Raw genomic sequence first — 8,059 nt, 5'->3', positions numbered from 1 at the left:
TTTTAAACAATTTATTTTGTCGCTCAATACTATATACACTTGCACCTAATAAACAAAGCACCGCTGTTTGATAACCACTTCCGGTTCCTATTTCCAATACTTTATCCCCTTTTTTTATTTCTAAAAGTTGGGTTTGAAAAGCTACAGTAAACGGTTGAGAAATTGTTTGATCAGCACCTATAGGAAATGCCATATCTTGATAAGCAAAATTTTCAAAACTAGAATCTAAAAATAAATGTCGGGGTACTTTGCCAATAGATCCCAACACATTTTTATCGGTAATTCCTTTTTCTTCTAATTGTTTTACCAATTGATTTCTAAGTCCTTGATGTTTGCTTGTATCTTTCAATTTAGGTGGAAATTTATTTCGTAAAATTAGCTTGAAAATAATCAAAATGCAAATTCAAAATCCCAAATAAAACAACATTATTAAATCATTGGAATTTGGAATTTCAATATTGGAATTTATGTAATAATTAGTACTTTTGATAAAATTTTACCTTATGCTAAAAATAGGAGTTTTAGGTGCTGGACACCTCGGAAAAATACATTTACGATTATTAAATCAATCTTCGAAATATCAGTTAGTAGGTTTCTACGATGCTTTTGAAGAAAATGCTACTAAAGTGGCTGCCGAATTTGGCTATAAAAAATTTGATTCAATTGCTGAACTTATTGCTGCTGTTGATGTGGTTGATATTGTTACTCCAACGATTCAACATTTCGAATGTGCCAAAATGGTAATTGAAGCTGGAAAACATATTTTTATAGAAAAACCAATCGCCACAACAGTTGAAGAAGCAGATGAAATCGTTGCTTTAGCCACTAAATATAAAGTAAAAGGTCAAGTTGGTCATGTGGAACGTTTCAATCCGGCATTTACTGCTGTGAAAGATAAAATTGACAAACCGATGTTTATTGAAACACATCGATTGGCAGAATTTAATCCGCGTGGTACAGATGTTCCTGTGGTTTTAGATTTAATGATTCACGATATTGACGCGATATTAAGCGTAGTAAAATCGAAAGTAAAAACAGTAAATGCAAGTAGTGTTTCTGTAATTTCTGATTCTCCAGACATTACAAATGCGCGTTTAGAGTTTGAAAACGGTTGTGTGGCAAACATTACAGCGAGTAGAATTTCTATGAAAAATATGCGTAAATCACGTTTCTTTCAAAAAGATGCTTACATTTCTGTAGATTATTTAGATAAAATTTGCGAAGTCGTTCGTATGCAAGACGCACCAGAAATTCCAGGCGATTTTGATATGATTTTACAAAATGCAGAAGGTGTGAAAAAACAAATTTATTTCGATAATCCAAACGTAAACCCAAACAACGCCATTTTAGATGAATTGGAATCGTTTGCAGATGCTATCAATAACAATACAACTCCAATTGTAACTTTAGAAGATGGAACAGAAGCGTTGCGTGTAGCGTATATGATTATAGATTCTATGGGAAAATAAGCCCCCTAACCCCCCGAAGGGGAAATTAAAACGGAGTAAAATCAACTATTTGATATAACTCAATTTAGAAATAGTAATTGACAAAAAAAAATATATAATTCAAATTTATAAACCCTACTTACCCCTAGTAGGAATTCCCCCCTTTGGGGGTTAGGGGGCTACTATGAAACAAATAGCCGTAATAGGATCAGGAACAATGGGCAACGGAATTGCTCATACATTTGCACAAGCAGGATTTACCGTAAAATTAATTGATATTTCTGAAAAATCATTAGAAAAAGGAATGGCAACTATTGCCGCTAACTTAGACAGAATGGTAACTAAAGGAAGCATCACTGAAGAAGATAAACACAAAACCATTTCAAATATTATAACTTATACGGATATTAAAGATGGCGTTGTGGGTTGCGATTTGGTTGTGGAAGCTGCAACAGAAAATGTAACGCTAAAAATGAATATCTTTAAACAATTAAGTGATATTTGTGACCATAATGTAATTTTAGCGAGTAACACGTCTTCTATTTCAATTACTCAAATTGGTGCTCAAGTAGTTCATCCGGAACGAGTTATCGGAATGCATTTTATGAACCCAGTGCCGATTATGAAATTAGTTGAAATCATTCGTGGGTATTCTACTTCAGATGAAGTGACTAAAATTATTATGGATTTATCTGTAAAATTAGGTAAAATACCAACAGAAGTAAACGATTATCCAGGTTTCGTAGCCAACAGAATTTTAATGCCAATGATTAACGAATCTATTGAAACGTTATATAATGGTGTGGCGGGTGTGTCTGAAATTGATACTGTGATGAAATTAGGAATGGCTCATCCAATGGGACCGTTACAATTAGCTGATTTCATTGGTCTTGACGTTTGTTTGTCTATCTTAAACGTAATGTACGACGGATTTAAAAATCCAAAATATGCACCTTGTCCGCTACTAGTAAATATGGTAATGGCTGGGAAATTAGGTGTGAAATCTGGTGAAGGGTTCTATGATTATTCTGAAAGTAAAAAAGCAGAGAAAGTTTCAAAACAATTTAATTAGTCTTAAAGTCTAATGTCGAAGGTCTTAAAGTGACTGCTTTCGACTTTATGACTTTCGACTTTCGACTAAAAAATGGCAAAAATAATCCCTTTTAAAGCAGTTCGTCCATCGGCAGATAAAGTCGCTTTGGTAACTTGTAGAACCTATGAAGATTATAGTTCTGCAGAGCTTGCGGCTTGGCTAAGTTTCAATCCGTATTCGTTTTTGCACGTGATTCATCCCGCGTATGCGAATACTCAAAAGATTACTTTAGACAAGCGTTTTAAAGGTGTTTTGCATAAATATCAAGATTTTAAAAACGAAACTATTTTAATTGCCGAAGAACAACCCGTTTTTTATTTGTACGAAATACAAACCAAATACCAAACATTTACTGGAATTATTGCAGGAACTTCTGTTGAAGAATATCAGAAAAATCAGATTAAAAAACACGAAGACACCTTACAATATCGCGTAGAATTATTTAAAGATTATTTGCATCAAACCGGTTTTAACACAGAACCCGTTTTGATTACGTATCCCGATTCTGTTGAAATAAACACCTTTATTTCTTTACGAAAAAAGAGCGAACCCATTTATGCATTTGCAACTCCAAATAAAGAAAAACACACCTTGTGGAAGATTGAAACACAATCAGAAATAGAATGGTTACAAGAACATTTTGAAAAAATTCCGAATTTATATATAGCTGATGGGCACCACCGTTCGGCTTCTGCAGAATTATTGTTTGAACAAGACAAACATTTAGGCAATAAAAACCTAAATTATTTTATGAGTTTTTTAATAGCCGAAAGCAATGTAAAAATTTATGAATTTAATAGAATTATTCGCGATTTAAATGGTTTATCAAAAGATGATTTCATTACTAAATTATCGGATAATTTTATCATCAAACCTAAGGATCAAGAATTATGGAAACCGCAAAATAAATTTGAATTTGGAATGTATTTAGATGGAAGTTTTTATGCGTTGTTTTATAAGCAAAATCAAAATAAGGCTTCTGTTTTAGAAAACTTAGATGCACAAATTTTATATGATACGGTTTTACATCCCTTATTAGGTATTGAAGATTTGCGTAACGACGAACGTATTGATTACATACCTGGAAAACAAAGCATTTCTGTTATTAAAGATTTAGTGGATGAAGGCGAATATGAAGTGGGCTTTATGCTCTACCCTACTAATATGTCAGAAATTAAAACCATTGCCGACAACAATTTAATTATGCCACCAAAATCAACCTACATTGAACCAAAATTTAGAAGTGGTTTAGTGGTTTATGAATTGTAAATAAAGGATACAAAAATGTCAATAACTAAAAACCTCACCGAAATAAAATCCCAACTTCCAGCTCACGTGACTTTGGTTGCGGTTTCAAAAACCAAACCTGTAGCTGATTTAATGGAAGCGTATATTACTGGTCAGCGTATTTTTGGAGAAAACAAAATCCAAGAAATGACTGAGAAATGGGAACAAATGCCAAAAGATATTGAATGGCATATGATTGGCCACGTACAAACCAATAAAGTAAAATTTATGGCAGAATACGTGAGTTTGATTCACGGTGTAGATAGTTTAAAATTATTGCGAGAAATTAATAAACAAGCCAAAAAAAACAATAGAGTTATTGATTGTTTATTACAAATTCATATTGCCGAAGAAGAAACTAAATTTGGTTTAGATGAAGAAGAACTGAATCATATTTTAACTTCTGATGATTTTAAAAGTTTAGAAAACATAAAGATTGTTGGTTTAATGGGAATGGCAACCTTCACTGAAAATCAAAACCAAATCGAAAAAGAATTCAACCATTTAAAATCTATTTTTGATAAAACAAACAAATTATCAGTTATCAATTATCAATTATCAATTCTTTCCATGGGTATGTCTGGTGATTATCAACTTGCAATTTCGTGCGGAAGCACAATGGTTCGAATAGGAAGTAGTATCTTTGGCGGAAGATAAATATCAATTAAAAAAATTCAATAATAATTACAAAAAACAACGATTTAAATATAAATGGAGAAAATATTCAATTTTGAGGATAGATTAGTTCGATTTGCGGGTGAATGTATTTTCTTTACAAGACAATTAGATAAATTATTTGAAAATGAATATTATAAAAATCAGTTAATTCGTTCATCTGGAAGCGCTTCTTTAAATTTTGGAGAAGCTCAAGGTACAATTACTGATAAAGATTTTGTTTTTAAAGTTTCACTAGTAGTTAAAGAGTTAAAAGAATCAAGAAACTCATTAAAAATTTTAGATTATATAAAAGAAGGTGATGAAGAAAAAAGAAATTTACTTTTAACTGAAGTTGAAGGGCTAATTGCAATTTCATCAAAAATGATAATAAACAAAAAATAATTCAATAGCAATATCAATTACAATAGCAAATTTCAATTTTTAATATTTTTTTTATTGACATTGATTTTTGAAATTGACATTGATTTTTGAAATTGACATTGACATTGAATATGTACACAATACTCGACATAGAAACCACTGGAGGACAATACAACGAAGAAGGTATTACCGAAATTGCTATTTATAAATATGATGGCCATGAGGTTGTGGATCAATTTATTAGTTTAGTGAATCCGGAAAAGCCAATTCAGCCTTTTGTGGTAAAATTGACGGGTATTAACAATGCCATGTTACGCAGTGCTCCAAAATTTTATGAAGTTGCAAAACGCATTATTGAAATCACCGAAGGAACAATTGTTGTAGCTCATAACGCCAGTTTCGATTACCGAATTTTACAAACCGAATTCAGACGTTTGGGCTATGATTTCAAAAAACAAACGCTTTGTACGGTGGAACTTTCCAAAAAACTTATTCCCGATCAATCTTCTTATAGTTTAGGAAAGTTAGTTCGCGCGCTAGGAATTCCTATGGCAGACAGACACAGAGCGAGTGGAGATGCCTTGGCTACAGTAAAATTATTTAAAATGCTTTTGGCGAAAGATGTAGAAAAAGAGATTTTAAAAAGTTTTGTCAAAACCGAAATTAAATCGGGAATGTCACCAAAATTATTAGACATTGTTGAAAATTTACCATCAAAAACAGGAATATATTATATTCATAATGAAAAAGGAGATTTAATTTACATTGGAAAAAGTAAAAACATTAAAAAGCGCGTCAATCAGCATTTTACTGGTATAAATAGTAAAAGTAAAAAAATACAACGCGATGTATATGCCGTAACTTTTGAGGAAACAGGTAGCGAACTTGTTGCGCTATTGAAAGAAAGTGAAGAAATTAAAATCAACAAGCCTATTTACAACCGAGCGCAACGAAAAAGCATTTTTCAATATGCGTTGTACCAACATAAAAACGAGGAAGGCTATATCGCTTTAACCATTGAAAAAGCAGATGGTAGGAAAAAAGAAATCACCTCTTTTACCACCTTGCAAGAAGGTAAAAATGTATTATTCAAAATAACAGAAAAATATAACCTTTGTCAAAAAGTAAACGGTTTATATGACACAAAAAACGGCTGTTTTCAATACAAAATTAAAGAATGTAATGGCGCCTGTTTAGGTAAAGAAAATGTTGAAAACTACAACGAACGCGTGTTTGATTTTATTGAAGAAAATTCGTTTGAAAATAATAATATGATTGTTGTGGATAGAGGTCGGGGTTTTGAAGAACGAAGTGCTGTTTTGATTGAAAGTGGCGTCTACAAAGGTTATTGTTTTTTTGATTTAAATTACCAAATTACCAATGTAAATGTTCTTAAAAACATCATTATTCCGATGCAACACAATCGTGATGTAAAAACAATCATTCAAAGTTATTTGCGAAGAAATAAAGTGTCTAAAGTAATTACGTTTTAGCATTGAACTACCTCATCACCATAATAGGCCCCACCGCTATAGGAAAAACTTCCTTAAGCATTGCTTTGGCACAACATTTTGGTTGCGATATTATTTCGTGCGATAGCCGGCAATTTTTTAAAGAAATGAAAATTGGTACCGCTGTTCCAAGTGAGGAAGAATTAGTTGCAGCACCACATCATTTTATACAAAATAAATCCATTTTTGATTCGTATTCAGTGGGTGATTTTGAAGAAGAAGCTTTAACGAAATTGGACGAATTGTTTCAAAAAAACAACATTCAAATTATGGTCGGCGGTTCTGGATTATATGTAGATGCCGTGTTGAAAGGGTTTGATGAGTTTCCAGAAATTGATCCTTCGGTAAGAGCTGAAATAAATAGAAAATACGATGCATTTGGGATTGACTATTTGCAAGAACAATTACAAATGTTAGATTCGGAATATTTTCAAAAATTACAAACTGAAAATCCGCAAACCTTACAAAATCCGCAGCGTATGAAACGTTTTGTTGAAGTATGTATCGGAAGTGGAAAACCCTATTCGAGTTTCATTGGCAAACGAAAAAACATTAGAAACTTTACGCCTATTATCATTGGATTAGAAGCGGAAAGAGAAATCATGTACGATAGAATCAATCAACGGGTAGATTTGATGCTTAACGAAGGACTTTTAGCCGAAGTGCAAGCTTTGTATCCAAACAAACAGTTGAATGCACTGCAAACCGTGGGATACAGAGAATTATTTGATTATTTTGATGCTACCATTGAAGATGCTAAATTACTCGAAAATGCCATTGAACAAATTAAAATGAACACTCGAAGATTTGCCAAACGACAAATGACTTGGTTTAAACGAACAGAAAATGTGAGTTGGTTTGATTTTTTAACCGATAGAGATGAAATTTTATCTATCGTCAATTCGAAAATAAAAAAGTAAAAAAAAGCCCCGATTTCTCAGAGCTTTATTCGTTATTTTTTGATTACCAATCTAAAACCTTCACCATGAATATTCAAGATTTCTACACCTGCATCTAACTTTAAGAATTTTCTTAATTTAGCTATATAAACATCCATACTTCTTGAAGTGAAGTAGTTGTCGTCTCTCCAAATTTTTGTCAAGGCTAACTCTCTAGGCATTAAATCATTTTCATGTAATGCTAACATTTTTAATAATTCGCATTCCTTAGGCGATAATTTAATAGGCTCTTGACCCGGAAATGTTAAGAAACGTAACTTTGAATTCAAATGGAATTTTCCAATTTCAAACTCAAATTTAGTTGTATCTGGTTTAACCTCAGATGCTTTTCTTTGAATAATTGCTCTAATTTTCATCAACAATACTTCAGAGTCAAATGGCTTATTTAAATAATCATCAGCTCCTACTTTATAACCTTTCAACACATCTTCCTTAAGTGTTTTTGCCGTCAAGAAAATAATTGGCACTTCTTGATTCTTTTCGCGAATTTCCCTAGCTAAGGTATACCCATCTTTGTAAGGCATCATCACGTCTAAAATACATAAATCATAAGTGTCTTTTTTAAACTTTTCAAATCCCTCCATTCCGTTTTTAGCTAACGTAACTTCAAAATCATTGATCATTAAATAATCTTTTAAAACAGCTCCAAAGTTTGGATCGTCTTCTACTAGTAATATTTTTTTTCCTTCCATAGTAATTGAATATTTCTTTTTAATTTATTAA

The 8,059-nt window shown here is 32.0% G+C and carries 9 protein-coding genes; 7 read left to right on the top strand and 2 right to left on the bottom strand.

Annotation, left to right across the window (positions count from 1 at the left end):
• Positions 1 to 349: protein-L-isoaspartate O-methyltransferase (locus ACIQZC_RS07485; RefSeq protein WP_396138614.1), on the bottom strand; the 349-nt coding region annotated here is incomplete at its 3' end.
• A 154-nt stretch (positions 350 to 503) separates the two neighbouring features.
• On the opposite strand from ACIQZC_RS07485, the gene ACIQZC_RS07480 reads away from it, so the two are divergent.
• The 7 genes from ACIQZC_RS07480 to miaA all read left to right on the top strand — a co-directional run bounded on the left by ACIQZC_RS07480 (position 504) and on the right by miaA (position 7,297).
• Positions 504 to 1,469 (top strand): Gfo/Idh/MocA family protein, encoded by a 966-nt coding sequence (locus tag ACIQZC_RS07480; protein WP_396138613.1) that lies wholly within the window; start codon positions 504 to 506, stop codon positions 1,467 to 1,469.
• 163 nt (positions 1,470 to 1,632) lie between these two features.
• The gene (locus ACIQZC_RS07475; protein WP_396138612.1) at positions 1,633 to 2,520 is read left to right on the top strand and encodes a 3-hydroxyacyl-CoA dehydrogenase family protein; all 888 of its coding nucleotides are present in this window, start codon (positions 1,633 to 1,635) and stop codon (positions 2,518 to 2,520) included.
• 72 nt (positions 2,521 to 2,592) lie between these two features.
• Positions 2,593 to 3,810 carry a DUF1015 domain-containing protein gene (locus ACIQZC_RS07470; RefSeq protein ID WP_396138611.1) on the top strand — a complete coding sequence of 406 codons (1,218 nt, stop codon included), beginning with the start codon at positions 2,593 to 2,595 and terminating at the stop codon, positions 3,808 to 3,810.
• A 15-nt stretch (positions 3,811 to 3,825) separates the two neighbouring features.
• Positions 3,826 to 4,485: a YggS family pyridoxal phosphate-dependent enzyme gene (locus tag ACIQZC_RS07465; RefSeq protein ID WP_396138610.1), complete on the top strand. Its 660-nt coding sequence runs from the start codon at positions 3,826 to 3,828 to the stop codon at positions 4,483 to 4,485.
• A gap of 54 nt (positions 4,486 to 4,539) precedes the next feature.
• Positions 4,540 to 4,887, top strand: coding sequence for a four helix bundle protein (locus ACIQZC_RS07460; protein ID WP_396138609.1), 348 nt, complete (start codon positions 4,540 to 4,542; stop codon positions 4,885 to 4,887).
• A gap of 110 nt (positions 4,888 to 4,997) precedes the next feature.
• Positions 4,998 to 6,359, top strand: a complete 1,362-nt coding sequence (locus ACIQZC_RS07455; protein ID WP_396138608.1) for an exonuclease domain-containing protein — start codon at positions 4,998 to 5,000, stop codon at positions 6,357 to 6,359.
• 2 nt (positions 6,360 to 6,361) lie between these two features.
• A complete protein-coding gene (miaA, locus tag ACIQZC_RS07450; protein ID WP_396138607.1) occupies positions 6,362 to 7,297 on the top strand; it encodes a tRNA (adenosine(37)-N6)-dimethylallyltransferase MiaA in 936 nt (311 codons plus the stop codon).
• Between the two features lie 32 nt (positions 7,298 to 7,329).
• Here the strand turns inward: miaA and ACIQZC_RS07445 are convergent, their stop codons facing one another.
• Positions 7,330 to 8,028, bottom strand: a complete 699-nt coding sequence (locus tag ACIQZC_RS07445; protein WP_396138606.1) for a response regulator transcription factor — start codon at positions 8,026 to 8,028, stop codon at positions 7,330 to 7,332.
• Positions 8,029 to 8,059 lie beyond the last annotated feature (31 nt).

Source organism: Flavobacterium sp., from assembly GCF_044338735.1.
Lineage (GTDB): Bacteria > Bacteroidota > Bacteroidia > Flavobacteriales > Flavobacteriaceae > Flavobacterium.
The sequence above is the reverse complement of the archived record's forward strand: the minus strand, read 5'-3'. Positions and strand labels throughout refer to the sequence as shown.

Coding starts and splice junctions, on each gene's coding strand:
- ACIQZC_RS07455 (WP_396138608.1), top strand. CDS start 4,998: ATGTACACAATACTCGACATAGAAACCACTGGAGGACAATACAACGAA.
- ACIQZC_RS07460 (WP_396138609.1), top strand. CDS start 4,540: ATGGAGAAAATATTCAATTTTGAGGATAGATTAGTTCGATTTGCGGGT.
- ACIQZC_RS07480 (WP_396138613.1), top strand. CDS start 504: ATGCTAAAAATAGGAGTTTTAGGTGCTGGACACCTCGGAAAAATACAT.
- ACIQZC_RS07475 (WP_396138612.1), top strand. CDS start 1,633: ATGAAACAAATAGCCGTAATAGGATCAGGAACAATGGGCAACGGAATT.
- ACIQZC_RS07445 (WP_396138606.1), bottom strand. CDS start 8,028: ATGGAAGGAAAAAAAATATTACTAGTAGAAGACGATCCAAACTTTGGA.
- ACIQZC_RS07465 (WP_396138610.1), top strand. CDS start 3,826: ATGTCAATAACTAAAAACCTCACCGAAATAAAATCCCAACTTCCAGCT.
- ACIQZC_RS07470 (WP_396138611.1), top strand. CDS start 2,593: ATGGCAAAAATAATCCCTTTTAAAGCAGTTCGTCCATCGGCAGATAAA.